Here is an 18,263-nt window from a genome sequence, read left to right on the forward strand (position 1 = left end):
TTCAGATTGATTTCAGCACAAAAAGACAGGTTCCAGCAAAAAAAGCCCAAGAACCCGTCTAAAACTATGCAATTCGTGTCATCAACTCTTTGTCCAGCCAAACTTCTCAAAGATAGGCGTATATCTTATACGCTCCAAAAAATCTCTATTGGTATGCGCCGTATGGAACACCGGCACCCTTTCCAGCGCGTAGATATTGCTGGCCTCGTCCACATTCCCATACTTGATGGTAAAAGCCGCCTTGTACCCTGCTTCCTTTACCATTTCCGCAATGTGCAGGTTATAAGTCCCCGTGGGATAGGCCATATACTCCACCGGATGCCCCAGCTCCTCCTCCGCCTTTCTCTTGGAATCTGCCAGCTCTGAGCGCAGCTCCTCATCAGACAAATCCGTCATAGAACGGTGGGTAGCAGTATGGGACTGGATAGAAATGCCATGCTGCTCCATTTCCCGGGCCTGCTCCCAGGTGAAATACTGGGGCTGCTTGCCCAGGAAGCTGGTGACTGCAAAAATAGTGGCCTTGAAGCCATACTTCTTCAACAAAGGAAAGGCCGTGGTGTAATTGTCCTTGTACCCGTCATCGAAAGTAATCAGCACGGGATTCTCAGGCAGGGGCTTCGTACCAGCCAGCCCCTCATAGAGCTCATCGGGAGAAATGCTGTGGTAGCCGTGGTCAGAAAGATACTTGAGCTGGCTCTCGAAGTCCTCAGGCTTTACCGCCAGAGAGTGATGCTTGTTGTCTATTTTATGGTAGTTAAGCACCAGCACCTTCACACCATCGACAGCTGCCTCAGCAGCAGGCACAACTGCCGCCTCCTGCACTGGCACAGTTTCCTGAGCCTCACTCTCTTTGCCATTGCCCAAAAACAGCCATGCCCCCACGCCCATGATGAGCATCATCAGCAGCAAGAAATACTTGCCGCCGGAGCCCTGCTTTACCTGCCGTTCCCGCATTTCTTTCCTCCACACGCATGAAATCACGATAGAAGATATTGTATCTCTATTTTATGGAAAAAACCAGCCCTGACTGAAAAAATATGCTCTGCCAGGGACTTTTTTACCTATTGCAAAACTCGACTATAGGCTGTATAATTTCCTCATTGGTTGAGTCCAACTGATAATAATTGATGTTAATGGCTATATTTCAGGAGGTAAGAAAATGGCTATCACTAAAGATATGAGCATTCTGGAAGTTGTACAGAAGTACCCCGACACCGTTGACGTCTTCGTGAACTCCGGCATGGGCTGCCTGGGCTGCGCTGCCGCCCGCTTCGAGAACATCGAGCAGGGCTGCATGGCTCACGGCATTGACGTTGATGCTCTGGTTGAGGGTCTGAACAACGCCATCGGCGCAGAGGCATAAGCTGATATTAAGGGCAGGGAATCACTGATGTGGTTCCTTGCTTTTTTCTATTGGAGGAAAATTCGATGGCAGAAGAAGAAAAAGATCCCCTTGTCACCATGCCTCACGGCAGGGAAGAGCTTATCAAGATGGAAATAGTCGGCATGATTCACGGCGGCGAGAGTCCCTATGACGTCATCTCCCATGTGGCCAAGTGGCTGGAGAAGGAATCAGGGGAGAACGGCTACGCCCAGTATGTGGACGAGCAGATACGCTCCGTCTACGGCTTTGCCCTGCAGCATGTAAAGCCCATGGAAGATGAACTCAGGGACGTGAAGGCACGGCTCCTGCGCATACAGGAAGCCTTCAACAGCCCGGACTTCACGGAAGAAGAACACATCCGCATCGGCTTCGCCGTGGACAGGCACAAGAAGAACATCAAAAGACTGGAAGAAATGATTATCCGCGCCAAAGCCGACCACAAAGAACTGATAATGGAGAAATAACGTAAGTGAGGGGCAGGGGCATGGCATAAGCGGAACGTGTGGAATTTTACCATAAATCTTAGCGAGCACAAGCTTCGCTCTGCGAAGCAGAGCAAAGCGCAGTGGAAGCTTAGATTCTATGGTAAAATTCCAAGTGAAGCGTTGCCATGCCCCTGTCCCTCACGCCTTAGCACTGCAAAAAACGGGCTGAAACAAATGCTTTCGCATCTGTCTCAGCCCGTTTTTCTCTTAGTCCAGTACGTAAACCGTCACATCGCGGCGGCCAAACTCCATGGCTTCGCCGTAACTTTCCATGCAAAGGTCTATGCGCTCGCCGTAGATGGCGCCGCCGGTGTCACCGGCGATAGCCTCACCGTAGCCAGGGATATAAAGGCGGGTTCCCAGAGGAATCACATCCGTATCCACAGCCACCACACCCCGGCGGGCAACCATGCCCGATGCCGTGATGCCGCTTCCGCCACCATCCGTAGGAAGGTAGGCAGTAGCTTCCATATTGTACACAGCGCTGTAACGCTGCATGCCTCGTGAGGTCTGAACTTGTTCTTCACGTTCCCTGCGAAGTGCCTCGAGTTTAGCGGCACTGTCGCTTACTGCTATGTCGAGATTGGCTCGAATTTTCGTATCCAGCCCTGGATTGGCCTCCACCATCTCCAGATTGTAGCCCGACTCGATAAGGGCGTCCCCAACTGTCTGTTTGCTAGTCAGAACTTCCTTTTTTTGTCCCTCATAAGTGATAGTCACCGGGACAGCACGATAAACATTGATTTCGGTTCTTGCTTCGTCGATCTTGTGCATTACGTATTCGTCTTTGGCGCTAAGTTTCACGCCGGCCTTAGCTAATAAAAGCTGCGGGCTTGTGCGGTTGGTGTCAAAGGTGATGGTCTTGCCATCGGCATTCACCGTCACCTGATGCAGGTTTTCAGGCAGGCTGACATGGGTGAAACCCGTGTTCAGCATCATCATGGCTACCAGCATAGAGCACACGATGATTTTCTTGATTTCGGTAAGTCTTTGATTTCCCTTTAAACTCATTCAATCCCCCCTTGAAAAAAAGAGGAACTGTGAAGAACATATAAGAGTTTACCACGACAGATTTAGACCTGTCAAATCTGTCAGGTCTTATTCTCCCACTTTAACCTGAAAAAAGGCTGGAAAATGGGAAAAGCAAAGTGGTGGAGGCACTTTTCGTGAAATCCTCCACCACTTTTGCTATTTTATGATTTCAGGCCGTATAACTCACAGGCGTTGGCTGTGGTCTGATAAGCTACGTCTTCCACAGAAATCCCCCTTAATCCTGCGATTTTCTCCGCCACATAAGTGACAAATGCAGGCTCATTCTGCTTGCCCCGCATGGGGACAGGAGCCAGGTAAGGAGCATCCGTTTCTATCAGCAGCCGTTCCAGTGGCAAGGCTTGGACTATTTCCGGGAGCTTGGCTGCATTCTTGTAGGTCAGGGGACCGTCAACCCCCAGGAACCAGTCCATTTTCAGCACTTCCCTGGCCATTTCCAGGCTACCCGAAAAGCAGTGGAGCACCCCCCTGAGGCCCCTGCCCTCCTTCTTGAGGATGGCCATGGTGTCGCCGTGGGCATCACGGTCATGGATGCAGACGGGCAGGTGCAGCTGGCGGGCCAAATCAAGCTGGCGGATGAAGATTTCCTGCTGCAGCAGGCGCTTGTCCTGATCTTTTTCCCAGTAGTAATCAAGGCCAATCTCGCCAATGGCAATAACCCGCTCCTCCTCTGTCCAGGCCGCCAGCCTGTCATCATCAGCCGTGGTCATGGGAAAAGCTTCCTCCGGGTGAATGCCAACCCCGGCGTACACGCCCTCGAACTCCCGGGACAGCTCCACAGCTCGCTCCGAAGACGCCATAGTATCTCCGAAGTTGATGAGGCGGGTCACCCCCGCATCACGAGCACGCTGAATCACCTCTTTTTCCTGGCCTAAGAATTTTTTATCATTTAGATGGGTGTGAGTATCTGTAAATTCCATACTAAACTCCTGACATATAATAGACGCAATGATCTTTAAGACTTTACCTGCCCCGTTTACGGGGAAGGGGGACCACCGAAGGTGGTGGAAGGGGGAAGAACAGCCGATCAATGCACTTCGAAAACACGTGTTCGCCCCCTACCCCCCCTTCCGTCAGCCCTTCGGGCTGCCACCTCCCCCGTAAACGGTGGAGGCAAAAAACCACCCTCCCCCTTCGGGGGTGGGGTGGTTAAATTTTTGACTCAGTTATTCTTAGCGTTAAGCTTTCTCTGCTCTTCGCGCTTCTTCTGCTTAGCCAGCTTGTTGGCCTTGGCCTGGGCAGCCTTAGCGGCCTTGTCATCGGCCCCTTCTTTCTCCACCTCGATGCGGGGGAAGAGCTGCTCTGCCTCGCCCAGCTGGTGGCCGGCAGGAATGCCGCCCCAGTTCTCCACATCCGTCAGCTGCACCTCAGCGAAGGGCTTCAGACCTTCAAGGTTCAGCTGGTTCCAGATTTTCGGCGCCGTGAAGGGCATATAGGGAGAAATGAGCACAGCGATGGTGCGCAGGGACTCGGAAAGGTTGTAAAGCACATTGGCCAGTTCCTGCTTCTTGGCCTCATCCTTGGCCAAGGCCCAGGGAGCCGTCTCGTCAATGTACTTGTTGGAACGGCTGACGAAGGCCCAGGCCTTCTTAAGGGCTGCGGAAAGCTCCATCTTGTCCATATTCTCACGGTAGAACTTCACAGTCTCAGCTGCGTCAGCCTTCAGAGACTTGTCGATGTCGGACTCGCCCACAGGAGCCGTCAGCACGCCGCCCTGGAACTTCTTGGCCATGGAAAGGGTGCGGTGCAAGAGGTTGCCCAGGTCGTTGGCCAAATCGGAATTGATGCGCTCGATAAGGGCATCGCGGGAGAAATTGCCATCCTGGCCCAGGTTGATTTCCCTCAGCAGGAAATAGCGAATAGTGTCAGCGCCAAACTCGTCAATAAGAGCGATGGGGTCCACCACATTGCCCTTGGACTTGCTCATCTTGTCACCATCCACAATGAGCCAGCCATGACCGTAAACCTTCTTGGGCAGCGGCAGGTCAAGAGCCATCAGGATGCAGGGCCAGATAATGGTGTGGAAACGCACGATTTCCTTGCCCACCAGATGCAGGTCTGCAGGCCAGAACTTCCTGAACATCTCTTCATTATCCAGGAAGCCAATAGGAGTCAGGTAGTTAGACAGGGCATCGAACCACACGTAGATGACATGCTTCTTGTCCCCGTCATCCATGGGCACAGGCACGCCCCAGTCAAAGGAGGTGCGGGAGATGCACAGGTCCTCAAGGCCCTGCTTGATGAAGTTGATCATCTCGTTGCGACGGGACTCAGGTTGCAGAAACTCTGGATGGTTCTCAATATGGGCCAGGATCCTGTCAGCATAGTTGCTCATCTTGAAGAAGTAGGCTTCCTCAGTGACCTCCTGCACAGGACGGTGGCAATCCGGGCAGCAGCCGTTCTCATCCAGCTGATGCTCAGTCCAGTAGCTCTCGCAGGGGGTGCAGTAAAGGCCCTTGTACTCGCCCTTGTAGATGTCCCCCTTGGCATAGATGCGGCGGAAGATTTCCTGCACCACCTTCTCATGGCGCTTCTCAGTGGTGCGGATGAAGTCGTCATTGGAAATACCCAGCTTCTCCCAAAGGAACTGGAACCCTGCCACAATCTTGTCCACATAAGCCTGAGGGGTGACCCCTGCCTCCTCAGCCTTCTGCTGGATCTTCTGGCCATGCTCGTCAGAGCCCGTCAGGAAGAAGACATCATGCCCCGTCAGCCGCTTGTAGCGGGCAATAGTATCGGCCAGCGTAGTGCAGTAAGCATGGCCAATATGCAGCTTGGCGCTGGGATAATAAATGGGGGTGGTAATATAGAATGGTTTCTTTTCAGCAGTCATTTTAAAGCAAATCCTCCTACCAATGCGAATGAAACATTTTCAGATAGAAAATATTATTACACATTACAAACAGTTATTCAAGCATTGCCTGATAAACGTCACGCCTTGAAAGCCCTAATCTCTTAGCCGTTTCCCGCATGGCTTCCTTCTTGGCCATGCCTTCTTCCATCAGCTTATGGCAAAGTTCAGCCGGGGAGAGGGCTTCTTCCTGCTCTTCGGCAGCAGCTTCTTCCCCAGCCCCTTCCACAATGATAACGTACTCGCCTCTCGGTTCATTTTCTTCGTAATATGCCATCAATTCAGCGATGGTGCCCCTGCGGAATTCCTCGAATTTCTTGGTGAGCTCACGGCCCAGGACGGCCCTGCGCTGCCCGCCCAGGACCTTGCCCATGACTTTCAGCGTACCCTTCAGATGGTGGGGCGCCTCGTAGAAAATCAAGGTTTCCTTATGGCTCCTTACCCCTTCCAATACCTCCTGCTGCTTCTTGGCGGTTTTGGGCAGGAAGCCTATGAAGGTGAAGGCAGTTGTATCCAGGCCTGAACAGATAAGTGCAGAAAGCCCTGCATTTGCTCCCGGCAGAGGGGAAACTGTGATGCCTGCTTCGATGGCTAACTGCGCCAGATGGCTGCCCGGGTCGCAGATGCCCGGCAGGCCCGCATCGCTGACACAGATGAGGTCATGGCCTTCCAGCATGTAATCTATCAGTTCAGGCCCCTTCTCGAACTTGTTGTGCTCATGGTAGCTGGTAAGTTTCGTGTGAATGTCGAAGTGGGTCAGCAGCTGCCTGGTATGCCTTGTATCCTCGGCGGCTATGAGTTCCACTTCCCCCAGCATACGCACTGCCCTGTAGGTCATATCCTCCAGATTGCCGATAGGGGTGGCACAGAGGTACAGAGTGCCTTTCTTTGCTTCTTCCATAATCTTTCTCCCATGAAAAAGCCTGACCTATCAGGCCAGGCCGTAAATCTTCTTGATTTCTTCCGTATATCCCCCATCCGCCTCATGGACAATCAGCGGCGGCAGGACCTTCAGGCCGCCGGGAGCCGCCCCCACCACTGCTTCCAGGAGCATCATATTGGGAGCCTTGCCCTCCTTGGGCTGCACCATCTGCAAGCGCTTCACTTCCATCTGGGCCTCATGTAGGGCTGTGATGATTTCACCCAGCCGCTCCGGCAGATGCACCATGGCAAAATGGCCGCCAAAGCGCAAAGCCCAGCGGGCCGCCCGCACCACATCTTTCAAAGTGGCCGTCACCTCATGACGGGCCCTGGCCACCCCGGAGAGCTTGGAAAGCTGGCCCTCTCCTACGGGACGATAGGGAGGATTGGCCAGCACCAGGTCAAATGACTCAGGGCGGTACAGCTCCTCAATGGAGCGGTAATCCCCCTGCTGCACATTGACTTTCTCTGTGAGCTGGTTCAGCACCATATTCCGCTGGGCCAGCTCTGCCATGACAGGGCTTATCTCCACTGCCTCCACTTTGGCAGCGCAGTCAGCTATCAGCAGGGGAATGACCCCCGTGCCGGTGCCCAGCTCCAGCACCCGGTCTTTCTTATGCACTCTGGGAAAGTGGGCTAGCAGCACTGCATCCAGGGAAAAGCAGAATTCCTCCGTGTTCTGGATGATCTTCCGCCCCCGGAACATCAAATCGTCAAGGCGCTCATGCTCCCGCAGTTCCACAGTGCTCACTCGCCACGCTCCTGGTTCCTGTCCTCACGGCCCCTGCGGTCACTTTTGTCATTCCTGTCACGTCTGGGGCGGCGGTTGCGGTTCCGGCTGCTTCTTTCGCTATGCTCACGGCGCCCGCTTCCCTCATTATCCCGATTGCGACGCTCTCCCCGGCTGGCATTGCGGTTATCCCTGCCACCCTCTGGACGCTTGCGCCGTTCCCTGGGCTTATTGTCATGGGGCTTCCTGTCCTTGTTCCTGCGCTCCCGGCTCCTGCCGTGACCGCCCTGCCCACCTTCTTCCTCTTCGCCCCCCAGAGACTCATTCCTGGCAGATCGCTCTGTAATAGCTGCAATAAGGCTGGCATCGGCCTCGTCCTCATCGTCCTCCGGCAGAGGGCGTCTGAAAACACGGGAGGGCGCGGTGTTCTCCGCCTCATCCTCGTCCTTGTTCACAATGTCCTCCCAAGAGACCACAATGGTACGGCTGTTATCCAAAAGCACAGTAGCGGTGCGCTTCTGCTGATTGACAGAGATCACCTTGCCCTCTCCCTCAGCAGAAATCACCCGGCTGCCCTGCTCCGGCTCCTGCACAGCGCGGCTCTTGTGACAGCCGCCGCAGACGCCGCTCTCATAGCAGTCATTCTCATACTTCAGGCAGCACATAAGGCGGCCGCAGATGCCGGAAATCTTGGTGGGGTTGAGGGAAAGATTCTGTTCCTTGGCCATGCGGATGGACACAGGCTCGAAATCCCCCAGGAAAGAAGCACAGCAAAGAGGCCTGCCGCAGCAACCGATGCCCCCCATGAGCTTGGCCTCATCCCTCACGCCAATCTGCCGCAGCTCAATGCGGGTGCGGAAAACAGAGGCCAGGTCCTTCACCAGGTCGCGGAAGTCGATGCGTCCGTCAGCGGTGAAGTAAAAGATGATTTTCGACAGATCGAAGGTATACTCCACCTCCACCAGCTTCATGGGCAGGCCGTGCTCGGCAATCTTGGCCTCGCAGATGCCAAAAGCCTCCTGCTGGCTTTTCTTGTTATCCTCAATGCGCTGATGATCCTGGGGAGTAGCGATGCGCAGCACCACCTTCAAGGGTGCCTTGATCTCGCTGTCCTCCACCTCCCGGGGGCCTACCACAGCCTTGCCGCACTCCACTCCCCGGGAAGTCTCCACCACTACATCATCCCCCTGAGCAATGGTGAGATTGCCCGGAGAGAAGTAAAATATCTTGCCCGCCTTCTTGAAGCGGACACCTATAATCGTCTGCAAAATAATCCTCCTGTTATCTATCTATAACATCCTTCATGCGGATGAAAAATCCTTCTAATTGCAATCTGAGGTTCACATTCGTGCCCAGCCTCTTCTGCATTTCCCTCACGCAGTCCAAAAGAGCGAAGACCTTTCGCTCCGGGAATGAGGGCAACAAAGCTGCCAGCCGCTCCCGGCAGTCTTCCTGATAAATCAGGTAACTTCCGCCGTCCTCATAGAGCACCAGCATATCCCTGAGGCACATATTGAAGTAGAGCATCCACTCAGAGAGCTCCTCCCTGCTCCAGTTCCCCATGGCCTCTGCTTCGCGCCATACAGCAGTCATCTTCAGCCCCGGCAGCCCCTCCAAGAACTTCAGGGCGCTGTCCCGGCGCTCAAGGCCTCCGCTTGCATAAAGCTGCAAGGCCCGGCCCAGACTGCCGTCAGACAGGGCAGCCAGCTCTGCCGCCTGATGCCCTGCAGCCCCCTGTCTGACGAGAGCAGAGACAATATCTTCTTTGGAAAGCACGCCAAAGGCCAGCGGCATGCAGCGGGAAATAATGGTGTCCAGCAAAGCACTTCTGGCAGAAGTCACCAGTATGAAGGTAACTTCCCCCGGGGGCTCCTCCAAAGTCTTCAGCAGGCTGTTGGCGGCAGGCTCATTCATCAAGTCCACTTCGTCAAGCAGCAGCACCCGCCTGTCGGACATGACAGGATAGCGTGCAGCCAATTCTGTCAGTTCCCGGATGGCTTCGATGCGGATGATCTTCGTGCCCTTGCCCCGCACCTCCGGCGTAAGCTCATAATAATCAGGATGGGAGGCCGACTCCATGGCCAGGCAGGAAGGGCACAGTCCGCAGGGAGCACCTTCCACCGGCTGCTGGCAGAGCACCGCTGCCGCCAGCACCCGCCCCAGCAGCTTCTTGCCCACACCCTCGGGGCCTGTCAGAAGCAGGGCATGGGGAAGCCGTCCCTGGACCAGCAGGCGTCGCAGTTCTTCCTTCTGCCGCCCGTGTCCCAGGACATCTTCCCAGCGGATATGAAAATGCTGTGGCGCTGATATTTCCTCTGCCAAAACCTGCTCCTATATCACATATACAAATCCACCAGCAGTCCCCTGATGGCATCATGGCTCTCAATGATGGACAGCTGGGTGGCCTGGCCCAAGCGTATCTGCTCGGCCATTTCCTCCAGCTTCTTGTCGATTTTCCGCACGGTGGTATAGACCTTGCGGCGGCCCATCCTGTCCCAGCCCGACTGGCTCTTGAGCTCGTACATATTGTTGACGGCCTCGCCCACAAAGCGCTGGATCAGGCTCCTATAGGAACGCAGTTCCTCATAAGTGGGAGTGCGGGAAAGCCTGGCCCCCTGATCGTCAATCTGCCGCATGAGCTTATCCAGCTGCTCTGCAGACAACGCCTCTTCCTGGTCCAAAAGTTCCGAGCTAAAATCCCAGTCCGCCTCCCTGGTGCGCTCATCATTCATGCGCAAAACGGAAACCGACGGCCCGGAGGTGGACATACCATCTATCTTAATGGGCATAATCTCTCACCTGCTTCCTGGAATCTAACCACTGTACACAATAACTCTATTCTATTATAACGCCGTTGTTCCAGTTTTGCCATAGGCAAAACTTCCACTTGGCGTTTCAACGAGGCGGGAGATATTATCTCACTGTATGTTATGATATTCGCCACCACCACCTATGGAGGTAGAGGACATCTTCTTCCGAGTTATAGCGCAATTACACTGGTTATGCCATAAAAACAAAACCGCCGGATTCATCCAGCGGTCAACTTTCTTTCAATAATGATGTCCATGACGGGCATGCCTGTCATAGTCATGGCGGATCTCCTCCATGGCCCGGTCATGCCTTTCCTGTTCCTCTTTCATGCGGCGATGGTAACGCTTCTCGTCACCATCCTTGCGGTACTCATGGCGGATGGCACGGACAGCACTGTCATGGCGCTGCTGTTCTTCCTTTACGCGATGGCTGTAAGCGTTAGAGCTGCCATCTTCATAGCGCTCATGTGCATAGGTCACATTATCCATTGCAGGCACAAAAACGCCTGCCGCACCAATGGCAAAAACGCCTGCTAAAGCCAGACTTGCAATTTTTTTCACGCTGGATTTCATTCTCTTTCCTCCTCAAATCCTTGTTTATCTTACAGCTGCCAGTATACAGTCAAAAGATTAGAAATCCCTTTGAACACAACGATTATTTTATTCTTTCAGCTCAGCCAGTTCTTTCTTCAATTCCGGCGACCACTCCACCACGCAGTTCTTCCCCCTGCTCTTGGCAGCATAAAGGGCCTGGTCTGCCCGCTGATAAAGGTCATCAATAGGCACCACTCCGGTGGCATCATAGGCAATGCCTATGCTTGAATTCACCCTGCCAGTCTGCAGGGAAAGGGATTTTTCCTTCAGCAAATGCTGGAACCTGCTGATGCCCTGGCGTACCTGTTCCCGGGTGTAATCCCCGCAGAACAGAGCCAGGAACTCGTCCCCGCCGAAGCGGGCCACAAAGCCCTGCTTGAAGGCCTGCTCCAAAGTCCTGGAAAAAGCCAGCAGCACTTCATCCCCCACCTGATGGCCAAAGCGGTCATTGAAGAGCTTGAAATTGTCTATATCAAACTCCACCAGATGCTTGGGCTCGTCAAAGTGGTCTTCCACATAGTCGTAGAAATAGCGGCGGTTGGGCAAATCCGTCAGCGGGTCGTGGCGGGTGAGAGCGATGATTTTCTTCTGGTACTCCCGCTCCCGGGTCACATCCATGGCCACCCCCACGGTGCCCATGATGGTGCCATCTTCGTCAAACAAGGGACACTTGAAAGTGCGGAGCCGCCGCATGCCATTGCGTTTGGAAAGGACATGTTCGTTGAAGCACATGGCCCGGCCTGCCTTCATCACTGCCTCTTCCGTCTCGTTGCAGACAAATTCGCCCTTTTCATACTGGTCTTTGGTCAGTCCCCAGATATAGTAGTGCCCCCGACCCCGGATATCATTCTTCTCCCTGCCCACGGCCTCACAGAAAGCATCATTTACCTCCAGATGCGCCCCCACCTTGTCCTTGTACCAGATAAGGTCAGGAGAAGTGTTGATGGTGGTCTGCCAGTAAGTCCTGCAGAGCCAGGCCTCCTTGATGTCTTTGAGCTTTTGCGCAAAGCGGTCAAAGTAATGGGCCGCTATGGTTTCCGTCAAAGGAGCAGGCCAGATTTCGTCCAGCAGTTCCAGTTCCTCTTTGGCTATGTTCTGGGGGTGGGAGGTCACCAGTATGCAGCGGGCCTTTTCCCCTGCACTTTGGCAGACCAGAGGCAGGCTCAGGCTCTCCATGGCTTCTTCTGTAAATATCACCACATCAAAAGCACCACTCTGCAAGGGGCATTCGGAGAACCGGCTGGCCAGGGCAAAACCATGGCTGAATCTCTCCCGGGCAGGTATCTGCTGAATGGCTTCAGCTGCCTCAGGCGACAGCCCCGCCAACATGATTCGCAGGTTTACTTCATACACTGGTTGCTCACCTCTTCACCAATATATTTATTCGAGCTTGATATACTATACCTAATCTTTGCTTATTTCTATTCAACACAAGAAAAACCCTCCCTACTATGCCATAATTTTAGCATAGAGAGGGTCCTTTCCAACCTGATGCCAACCAAGTGAGGGGCACAGGCATAGCATAAGCGAAACGTGTGGAAATTTACCATAAATCTTAGCGAGCACAAACCGCCGCAGGCGGTGCCGTGGGAGCTTAGATTCTATGGTAAAATTCCAAGTGCAGCGTTGCTATGCCTGTGCCCCGAACGCCTCGCAAGGCTAACCACCTATCACTGAAGATTCATAGGCTCGATGCCTTCGCGTGTCATGAAGCCGGAAAGCTTCTTCACCCCTGCCATGACCTCATAATAGTTCTCCGGGGTCAGAGACTGGGGGCCATCAGACAGAGCCTTGGCAGGATTCGGATGCACTTCCATCATGAGGCCGTCAGCTCCTGCCGCAATCGAGGCAAAGGCCATGGGCTTCACCATGCGCCACTTGCCTGTGCCATGGCTGGGGTCAACGATGATAGGCAGATGGGAAAGATGCTTCACTGCAGCCACAGCGCTGAGGTCAAGGGTATTCCTGGTATAAGTCTCATAAGTGCGGATGCCGCGCTCACAGAGCACCACGTTGGGGTTGCCCTCGTTCATGATGTACTCGGCGGCATTGAGCCACTCTTCAAGAGTAGCCGCCAGGCCGCGCTTCAGCAGCACTGGCTTGTCGCACTTGCCCACAGCCTTCAGCAGGCCGAAGTTCTGCATATTGCGGGCCCCCACCTGCAGCACATCTGCATAATGAGCCACCCTTTCCACAGCTTCTACCACTGTGACCTCGGTAACCACCTTGAGGCCGGTGCGCTCCCGGGCCTCAGCCAGATACTCCAGCCCCTTTTCCTCCAGCCCCTGGAAGGAATAAGGGGAAGTGCGGGGCTTGTATGCGCCCCCCCGCAGGAACTGGGCACCGCCCTTTTTCACGATTTCCGCAGCCTCAAAGAGCTGCTCCTTGGACTCCACGGCACAGGGTCCTGCCATGACCACAGGCACCTCACCGCCGATTTCCACACCGCCTACCATCACGCTGCTGGACTTGGGGTGGAACTCACGGCTGGCCAGCTTGTAGCTCTTGGAAATGGACACGCTGGTCTCCACCCCAGGCAGTGCATCCACAGGCACAGAGGCCAGCCGGCTCTTGTCGCCAATTACACCCACGATTTTCTGCTGGGTACCCTCCATCACTTTGGCCTCAAGGCCTGCTCCTTCGATGGCTTCAATGACGCCTTTGATATGCTCGGCGGTTGCCTCCGGATTCATGATAATGACCATTTATTTATTTCCCCCTCATTTATTTCTCTATTACTTGTTTGCTGCTGAAAACACCGGAAAGGGCCCCAGCTTCTTCAGCCAGATGCTCTTTTTTTCTACCTCATACAGAGATTCCAGCAGGGCTTCCGGACTGCAGGTATCCACTTCCAGATCGAAGAAAAAGATATATGCTCCCAGCACTGTGCGGGCAGGACGGGACTCAATGCGAGTCATGTTGACCCCCCGACGGGCAAATTCTCCCAATACCTCGTAAAGGGCACCTGATTTGGAACCATCTATCTGGCAGATAACCAGCATCTTTTGCTCCACATCTTCAGGTACTGTCATCTTTTCACTTGCTTCCCCCTGCTTCTCCACCAGGAAAAAGCGGGTGCAGTTGGCCATATTGTCCTGTATCTCCCGAGCCAAAGGCGTGAGGCCGTAAAGCTGCCCTGCCCGGGCAGGGCAGATAGCAGCCCAGCCCAGGAAAGCCGGCTCCTCTCCCACCAGCTCTGCGGCTCTGGCAGTGCTGGTGGTCTTGATGATTTCCGCCTGGGGATAGTGCTGCCGCAGGAAATTGCGGCACTGGGAAATAGGCTGGGGATGGGAATAGATGCGGCTGACCTCTTCCGGCTTGCATTTTGCCATCAGCTGGTTGTGCACCGGCCAGATAAGCTCCCTGGTCACCGTAAGGGAAGAACTTCCCGCCAGAGTGTCCAAAGTGATGCTGATGACTCCCTCCAGGGAATTTTCCACCGGCACCAGGGCCATATCCACCTCGCCATCTTCCACCGCCTGCAGGCAGTCAAAGATGTCAGGCTCCATAACCAGTTCCACATCCTGCATCTGTTCCGACAGATAGAAGCCCGCCGCCTCGCTGTGGGTTCCCCGGGGGCCTAAAACGCCCATAGTTGCCAAGCTATCCCCTCCTTGCAGGCAATAGAATAAGCCTGCTGATAAAGTACATTTATCTTAACACAGGCTTTCATATTTAACAAGAATTATTTAGATTTTATTTCAAAAAGTATTCGCAGAGTGTACATCTGCAAATCAATCCACCTGGAAATTAGCCAGCTCCGGACAAAGATCGGCAATGGAGGTTTCCAGCTCTGACTTGGGACTCAGCACATCTATGACGGGCTTCATTACCCGCTGGAATTCTTCATCATCCTGCATAAGGGTGAGAATGGCACTGGTGTTGATGGCATCATCTAAAGCCGTATGAGCCGTGCCTTCAAAGTCCTTGTTCATGGCTCCCAAAGCGTGCTTCAGTGCCAGGCTGTTGTGCAGGCCGATGCGGTCATCAAAGGCCTTCTGCAAGTCCACCCAGCGGCTGTCCAGCCAATTCGTGTCGAAATCCTCCAGCTTAAGGCGGCATTCCTTCCTGAGCTGCTTGATATCAGACATGCTCCAGGAATAGATTTTCGTGTCCCCTTCTCCAATCCAGTCCACAAAGGACTTGAAAGCCTCGCCAAAGTGAGCACTGCCGGCCACCATTTCCTGAGTGATGCCCGTGAGCTCAGTGATGTGCTTTCTGATTGACCCATACTCAGGCGCCACATAGCAGCGGAACTTATCCTCCTGCTGGTAGTTCTCATCCAGCCGCACAGCCCCAATCTCGATGATCTCCCCGCTGAGCCGCTTCCTGATTTCCTTGTATTCCCTGTCCACGGGATTCATTTCCAAATCCACTACCACATGCTTCATTGTGTTACCCCTTCTGTTTCGTTCATTTATCTGCTACATATATTTTACTTGATTGGAGAGAATCCTTCAATAGAAAAAAGCCCCCGCACAGGGCGAGGGCAGAAGGTTCACTTCAGCTTAAAAGTGAGAGAACGCTGGCACGATTGTGGTTCTGCATCTTCGTTGCGAAGAGTGCCAACTGGTTCTGCACATCAGCGCTCTTCAGTTTTGTCACCTCAGCCGCGATATCCGTGTCTCCCATGGTGGAAGCAGAATCATACAGGCTGGTTTCCTGAGTGGTGTAGTTGGCAGACTGGTAATCCAGCCCCTGCTCCTCCGAGCCCAGGGTGGTAGCCTGGTCAAGGGCAGTGTTAAGAGCCGCATCCACTTTATCCAGAGCCGAAGCAATGGATTTTGAATCCGTCAGGTTGATGGTGGACTTGCCTTCACTGTCCGTCAGGCCCAACCCCTTGGAACTAAGGTCACCAAGCTGGACATTCTTGTAGCCGTCTGCACCGGCCACAGTGACGGTCTGCTCACCATTCAGAAGCTGCTTGCCATTGTAGGTAGCAGAGCTGACCGTATCATCAATGGAAGCGATGGTCTGATCCACGGATTTCTGCAGGGTAGCCAGGTCCGAATCCCCATTGGTGCCGTTTGCTGCCTGAAGCAGTTTCTCCCGAAGGCCTGAGAGAGCATTGACCACATTATCCGTGGCCCCGCTTGCCGTCTTCAGCATGGAACTGGCCGTCTGGGTGTTGGCATTGGATTGGCTGATGGCTCCTGCATTGGAATACATACGCTGCAGTATTCCATACTCAGCTGGCCCATTTGCCGCACTGGGGAATTTTGACCCCGTAGCGATCTTAGCCATGCTGGACTGCATGGCCTTATGGGTGCTGTTCAGGGTGCTGAGGCTATTAACGCCTCCGATAGTCATAAGCATCATCCTTTCTTCGCTTATAAGTCATATCCTGGCACAGGCTAATGCGTCGCCACGTCCCTGCGGGACGAATCGCCCAACCCATGCACCCTAGGAAAATGCCATGGCAGAAAAGCCCCGCCCTCTGCCTGCTAGCAAAGACACTTTCCTACTATAATTATACCGCAGCCTCTCCCCTGTCAGCAAGAACTTTCTCAGTGGACAACTTGCATTTTTGTGATACTTATGGTAGAATGAGCAAGTCAGTTGAATTGCGGGCATAGTTCATCGGTAGAATGAAAGCTTCCCAAGCTTTAGAGGTGGGTTCGACTCCCATTGCCCGCTCCATATGAAATTGCAGGGACTGCATAGGCAGTTCCTTTTTTGTATACTCACCAACAAAGGAGTGGCCAGATTATGGGAATATATTTGAACCCTGGAGACGACAAATTTCTCATGGATTGCCAATCTGAAATTTATGTAGACAAAAGCACCATGATTGCTTACCTCAACCGTGTTTTCAAAACAGCGAATCGTTATGTCTGCGTCAGCCGTCCCAGACGCTTCGGCAAATCTATGGCGGCCAATATGATTGCAGCCTATTATGACCACACAGTAGATACAAAAAAATTCCAAGGGATGAACATTTCTCATGACGCAAGTTTCTCAGAGCATGGCGGCAAATATGATGTCATCCACCTCAATATGCAGGATTTTCTCAGCCGCACCAAGGATATGCTAGAATTCTTGAACCTGCTGCAAAGGCGTGTCCTGCGTGATCTGCTGAAAGCCTATCCCGATGTTGACTACTTCGATGATACCGATCTGGCAGAAAGCATGTCTGATATATACGAAAATACACGCCGCCCCTTTGTAATCGTGATTGATGAATGGGACTGCATATTCCGGGAGTACAAAGACAGAAAGGATTGGCAGGAAAAATACCTCGACTTCCTGCGAACCTGGCTGAAGGACAAGGCCTACGTGGGGCTGGCCTATATGACCGGCATTCTGCCCATCAAAAAATACGGCACCCACTCTGCCCTCAATATGTTCCGGGAATTCTCCATGACCGATGCCGGGCCCCTGGCTGAATACACCGGCTTCACCGAAGCCGAAGTCAAAAAGCTGTGCCAGCGCTATCAGATGGACTTTGAGGAGTGCAAGACCTGGTATGATGGCTACCATTTCAATGAAGCAGGCTCCATCTACAGCCCCCGCTCCGTTGTCCAAAGCATGCTGTCACACAAGTACAGCACCTACTGGAACCAGACAGAGACCTTCGAGGCACTGAAGGTCTACATCGACATGAACTACGACGGCCTGCGGGAAGCCATCATCGCCCTGATGGCAGGAGAGCGTCGCAAGGTGGATACCTCCAGCTTCGCCAACGACATGACCACCTTCACCGGCATGGACGATGTGCTGACCCTGCTAGTGCATCTGGGGTATCTGGCTTATGACTTCGACACAGAGAGCGTCTTTATCCCCAATCAGGAGATTCTGAAAGAATACGCCAGCGCCACCAAAGCCGGTGGCTGGGACACCGTAGCCAAAGCCATCAAAGCCTCAGACCAGCTGCTCACCGACACCCTCGCCCTGCAGGCAGAAAATGTAGCCGCGGGCCTAGAAGCCGCCCATATGGAAACCAGCCACCTCACCTACAACGACGAAAACGCCCTGGCCTACACCGTCTCCCTGGCCTACTACGCCGCCAGACAGAAATACACCCTCATAAGAGAATTCCCCACCGGCAAGGGCTTCGCCGACTTGGTCTTCCTCCCCAAGCCCCACCACGCCGACCTCCCGGCTCTGCTGGTGGAGTTAAAGTGGGATAAGGGCGCCGATACGGCTATCAGGCAGATCAAGGAGAAGGGGTATCTGCGGGCGTTAGATGGGTATGTGGGGAAGGTGTTGCTGGTGGGGGTTAGCTATGATAAGAAGAGTAAGAATCATGAATGTTTGATAGAAGAGATTGAGATTTCTATTACTAACCGCAAATAAAATGGCAGGAGTTGCACCGCAGCTTTTATTCACACACACTCTCTTTGAGAGTAAGCGGTAAACCATCTGGTGTAGCACGTAAATGAAAAAAGCATGACCGTTCATGGCCATGCTTTTTTACTTACAGTTTTTCTGAACTTCT

The 18,263-nt window shown here is 53.5% G+C and carries 18 protein-coding genes and 1 tRNA gene; 4 read left to right on the forward strand and 15 right to left on the reverse strand.

What is annotated here, in order from left to right; translation table 11 throughout:
* Positions 1-81: 81 nt before the first annotated feature.
* Positions 82-954, reverse strand: coding sequence for a polysaccharide deacetylase family protein (locus tag BLW59_RS13535; protein WP_074698198.1), 873 nt, complete (start codon positions 952-954; stop codon positions 82-84).
* Positions 955-1,159: 205 nt separating this feature from the next.
* Between BLW59_RS13535 and BLW59_RS13540 the strand changes: the two genes are divergently transcribed.
* Entirely contained in the window at positions 1,160-1,363 is a 204-nt protein-coding gene (locus BLW59_RS13540) for a DUF1858 domain-containing protein (protein WP_029546081.1), read from the forward strand.
* Between the two features lie 65 nt (positions 1,364-1,428).
* Positions 1,429-1,848, forward strand: coding sequence for a hypothetical protein (locus BLW59_RS13545; RefSeq protein ID WP_074698199.1), 420 nt, complete (start codon positions 1,429-1,431; stop codon positions 1,846-1,848).
* Between the two features lie 228 nt (positions 1,849-2,076).
* On the opposite strand, the gene BLW59_RS13550 is transcribed toward BLW59_RS13545, so the two are convergent.
* The 14 genes from BLW59_RS13550 to BLW59_RS13615 form a co-directional block, all read right to left on the reverse strand.
* Positions 2,077-2,880 (reverse strand): 3D domain-containing protein, encoded by an 804-nt coding sequence (locus tag BLW59_RS13550; RefSeq protein ID WP_074698200.1) that lies wholly within the window; start codon positions 2,878-2,880, stop codon positions 2,077-2,079.
* A gap of 182 nt (positions 2,881-3,062) precedes the next feature.
* A complete protein-coding gene (locus tag BLW59_RS13555; RefSeq protein ID WP_074698201.1) occupies positions 3,063-3,839 on the reverse strand; it encodes a TatD family hydrolase in 777 nt (258 codons plus the stop codon).
* Between the two features lie 242 nt (positions 3,840-4,081).
* Positions 4,082-5,752, reverse strand: a complete 1,671-nt coding sequence (metG, locus tag BLW59_RS13560) for a methionine--tRNA ligase (protein ID WP_074698202.1) — start codon at positions 5,750-5,752, stop codon at positions 4,082-4,084.
* A gap of 73 nt (positions 5,753-5,825) precedes the next feature.
* Positions 5,826-6,671 (reverse strand): 16S rRNA (cytidine(1402)-2'-O)-methyltransferase, encoded by an 846-nt coding sequence (rsmI, locus tag BLW59_RS13565; protein ID WP_074698203.1) that lies wholly within the window; start codon positions 6,669-6,671, stop codon positions 5,826-5,828.
* A gap of 30 nt (positions 6,672-6,701) precedes the next feature.
* A complete protein-coding gene (locus tag BLW59_RS13570) occupies positions 6,702-7,397 on the reverse strand; it encodes a tRNA1(Val) (adenine(37)-N6)-methyltransferase (protein WP_175463452.1) in 696 nt (231 codons plus the stop codon).
* 41 nt (positions 7,398-7,438) lie between these two features.
* Positions 7,439-8,689: a regulatory iron-sulfur-containing complex subunit RicT gene (gene ricT, locus BLW59_RS13575; protein WP_029546088.1), complete on the reverse strand. Its 1,251-nt coding sequence runs from the start codon at positions 8,687-8,689 to the stop codon at positions 7,439-7,441.
* Positions 8,690-8,702: 13 nt separating this feature from the next.
* Positions 8,703-9,743 (reverse strand): DNA polymerase III subunit delta', encoded by a 1,041-nt coding sequence (gene holB / locus BLW59_RS13580; protein WP_074698205.1) that lies wholly within the window; start codon positions 9,741-9,743, stop codon positions 8,703-8,705.
* A 14-nt stretch (positions 9,744-9,757) separates the two neighbouring features.
* The gene (locus BLW59_RS13585; protein WP_029546091.1) at positions 9,758-10,210 is read right to left on the reverse strand and encodes a YaaR family protein; all 453 of its coding nucleotides are present in this window, start codon (positions 10,208-10,210) and stop codon (positions 9,758-9,760) included.
* Between the two features lie 261 nt (positions 10,211-10,471).
* Positions 10,472-10,804, reverse strand: coding sequence for a hypothetical protein (locus tag BLW59_RS13590; RefSeq protein ID WP_074698206.1), 333 nt, complete (start codon positions 10,802-10,804; stop codon positions 10,472-10,474).
* 87 nt (positions 10,805-10,891) lie between these two features.
* The gene (locus BLW59_RS13595) at positions 10,892-12,178 is read right to left on the reverse strand and encodes a sensor domain-containing diguanylate cyclase (protein WP_139283683.1); all 1,287 of its coding nucleotides are present in this window, start codon (positions 12,176-12,178) and stop codon (positions 10,892-10,894) included.
* A gap of 317 nt (positions 12,179-12,495) precedes the next feature.
* Complete coding sequence (aroF, locus tag BLW59_RS13600; protein WP_074698208.1) at positions 12,496-13,530, reverse strand: 3-deoxy-7-phosphoheptulonate synthase; 1,035 nt, start codon at positions 13,528-13,530, stop codon at positions 12,496-12,498.
* Positions 13,531-13,560: 30 nt separating this feature from the next.
* Positions 13,561-14,418, reverse strand: a complete 858-nt coding sequence (gene pheA / locus BLW59_RS13605; protein ID WP_074698210.1) for a prephenate dehydratase — start codon at positions 14,416-14,418, stop codon at positions 13,561-13,563.
* A 141-nt stretch (positions 14,419-14,559) separates the two neighbouring features.
* The gene (locus tag BLW59_RS13610) at positions 14,560-15,216 is read right to left on the reverse strand and encodes a 3'-5' exonuclease (protein WP_029546096.1); all 657 of its coding nucleotides are present in this window, start codon (positions 15,214-15,216) and stop codon (positions 14,560-14,562) included.
* A gap of 112 nt (positions 15,217-15,328) precedes the next feature.
* Positions 15,329-16,135 carry a flagellin gene (locus tag BLW59_RS13615; protein ID WP_175463450.1) on the reverse strand — a complete coding sequence of 269 codons (807 nt, stop codon included), beginning with the start codon at positions 16,133-16,135 and terminating at the stop codon, positions 15,329-15,331.
* A 256-nt stretch (positions 16,136-16,391) separates the two neighbouring features.
* Here BLW59_RS13615 and BLW59_RS13620 point away from each other — a divergent pair.
* Positions 16,392-16,465 (forward strand) — tRNA-Gly (locus tag BLW59_RS13620).
* Between the two features lie 69 nt (positions 16,466-16,534).
* Positions 16,535-18,121 carry an AAA family ATPase gene (locus tag BLW59_RS13625; RefSeq protein ID WP_074698209.1) on the forward strand — a complete coding sequence of 529 codons (1,587 nt, stop codon included), beginning with the start codon at positions 16,535-16,537 and terminating at the stop codon, positions 18,119-18,121.
* The last annotated feature ends 142 nt before the right edge of the window (positions 18,122-18,263 follow it).

The sequence above is a fragment of the Selenomonas sp. KH1T6 genome (genome assembly GCF_900108415.1).
In the GTDB taxonomy this organism is placed as follows: Bacteria; Bacillota; Negativicutes; order Selenomonadales; family Selenomonadaceae; genus Selenomonas_B; species Selenomonas_B ruminantium_A.

Coding starts and splice junctions, on each gene's coding strand:
- BLW59_RS13615 (WP_175463450.1), bottom strand. CDS start 16,135: ATGACTATCGGAGGCGTTAATAGCCTCAGCACCCTGAACAGCACCCAT.
- metG (WP_074698202.1), bottom strand. CDS start 5,752: ATGACTGCTGAAAAGAAACCATTCTATATTACCACCCCCATTTATTAT.
- BLW59_RS13540 (WP_029546081.1), top strand. CDS start 1,160: ATGGCTATCACTAAAGATATGAGCATTCTGGAAGTTGTACAGAAGTAC.
- BLW59_RS13585 (WP_029546091.1), bottom strand. CDS start 10,210: ATGCCCATTAAGATAGATGGTATGTCCACCTCCGGGCCGTCGGTTTCC.
- pheA (WP_074698210.1), bottom strand. CDS start 14,418: ATGGGCGTTTTAGGCCCCCGGGGAACCCACAGCGAGGCGGCGGGCTTC.
- BLW59_RS13550 (WP_074698200.1), bottom strand. CDS start 2,880: ATGAGTTTAAAGGGAAATCAAAGACTTACCGAAATCAAGAAAATCATC.
- BLW59_RS13570 (WP_175463452.1), bottom strand. CDS start 7,397: ATGTTCCGGGGGCGGAAGATCATCCAGAACACGGAGGAATTCTGCTTT.
- BLW59_RS13555 (WP_074698201.1), bottom strand. CDS start 3,839: ATGGAATTTACAGATACTCACACCCATCTAAATGATAAAAAATTCTTA.
- BLW59_RS13610 (WP_029546096.1), bottom strand. CDS start 15,216: ATGAAGCATGTGGTAGTGGATTTGGAAATGAATCCCGTGGACAGGGAA.
- BLW59_RS13545 (WP_074698199.1), top strand. CDS start 1,429: ATGGCAGAAGAAGAAAAAGATCCCCTTGTCACCATGCCTCACGGCAGG.
- rsmI (WP_074698203.1), bottom strand. CDS start 6,671: ATGGAAGAAGCAAAGAAAGGCACTCTGTACCTCTGTGCCACCCCTATC.
- BLW59_RS13625 (WP_074698209.1), top strand. CDS start 16,535: ATGGGAATATATTTGAACCCTGGAGACGACAAATTTCTCATGGATTGC.
- BLW59_RS13590 (WP_074698206.1), bottom strand. CDS start 10,804: ATGAAATCCAGCGTGAAAAAAATTGCAAGTCTGGCTTTAGCAGGCGTT.
- aroF (WP_074698208.1), bottom strand. CDS start 13,530: ATGGTCATTATCATGAATCCGGAGGCAACCGCCGAGCATATCAAAGGC.
- BLW59_RS13535 (WP_074698198.1), bottom strand. CDS start 954: ATGCGGGAACGGCAGGTAAAGCAGGGCTCCGGCGGCAAGTATTTCTTG.